Genomic DNA, 1,447 nt, shown 5'->3' on the forward strand with positions numbered 1-1,447 from the left:
ACCCTCGAGCGGCGGAGCCGCTCCAAAATTACAGCCCCACCCTTCGCGAAGGGGTCGATCCAAACCCACCCTTCGCGGAGGGACACCCTCGAACTCGAACTCACCCATTCGCGAAGGGGTCGATCCACCCCCACCTCTTCACGAGGAGTACACCTCCGAATTGTCAAGCACGGACGCTGAGCCCCACCTTCTGGAATTCCTTGAGATCGGAGTAGCCCGCCTTGGCCATCGAGCGCCGCAACCCGCCGACCAGGTTCAGCGAACCGAACGGGTCGTCGGACGGGCCGGTGAGGACCTGTTCCAGGCTCGGCCGGACCGTCGCCGCGGGGGCCGGGCCCAGGCCCAGTTCGTCGGCCAGATCCCACGGCTGATCCAGGGACAGCAGCGAACCGCGCGGTACCGAGGGATGTGCGGCGGCCGACGGCCAGTACCAGCCGCGGCCGGGAGCCTCGGCGGACAAGGCCAAGGGTGCGCCGAGCATGGCGGCGTCGGCGCCGCAGGCGATCGCCTTGGCGAGGTGGCCGGACGAATTGATATCGCCGTCGGCGATGACGTGGACGTAGCGGCCGCCGGTCTCGTCGAGATAGTCGCGCCGGGCCGCCGCGGCATCCGCGATCGCGGTCGCCATCGGCACCCCGATACCCAGCACCTCTCCGGTGGTGGTGGCCCCGGGCTGGGAACCGTAACCGACGATGACCCCGGCCGCGCCGGTGCGCATGAGATGCAGCGCCGTGCGGTGGTCACTGACCCCGCCGGCGACGACCGGGACATCGAGTTCGGCGATGAAGGTCTTGAGATTCAGCGGTTCGCCGGCACTCACGTGTTCGGCGGAGATGATGGTGCCCTGCACCACCAGCAGGTCGACACCCGCCTGCACCAGGCCGGGAGTGAGCGCCTGCGCGTTCTGCGGGCTCACCCGCACGGCCACGGTGACACCCCCGGCGCGCACCTGCGCGACCGCGGCGGCCAGCAGGTCCGGTTGCATGGGGGCGGCATGCAGTTCCTGTAAGAAGGCGACCGCGCGCTGGTAGCTGCCCTTGTCGGCGAGTTCGAGCAACTGATCGATCTTGGCCGCGACATCGGAGTGCCGGGCCCACAAGCCCTCACCGTTGATGACCCCGAGCCCGCCCAGCCGGCCCACCTCGATGGCGAACTCGGGCGAGACCAGCGCGTCGGTGGGATGGGTGAGGAAGGGGATATCGAATCGGTAGGCGTCGAGCTGCCAGGACAGCGACACCTGGCTCGCCGACCGGGTGCGGCGCGAGGGAACGATATCGACATCGTCCAGTTCGTAGGTCCGGCGAGCCGTCCTACCCATTCCGATCTCGACCATATCGCGCACGAAATAACTCCTGTGTTTATTGGCGCGGCTTCGCCGCGCGGGGTTCGGCCCCCTGAGCGTCTGCTGTCAGCGCTCGAGACTCGTGGCTTCGCCACATGCGCTTCG

Annotated in this window: 1 protein-coding gene; it reads right to left on the reverse strand. The window is 68.5% G+C overall.

Annotated features, from left to right (window positions below; genetic code table 11):
* Positions 1 to 163: 163 nt before the first annotated feature.
* Positions 164 to 1,342 (reverse strand): GuaB3 family IMP dehydrogenase-related protein, encoded by a 1,179-nt coding sequence (locus tag ACWDU1_RS32325; protein WP_450004213.1) that lies wholly within the window; start codon positions 1,340 to 1,342, stop codon positions 164 to 166.
* Positions 1,343 to 1,447 lie beyond the last annotated feature (105 nt).

Source organism: Nocardia sp. NPDC003345 (genome assembly GCF_053589395.1).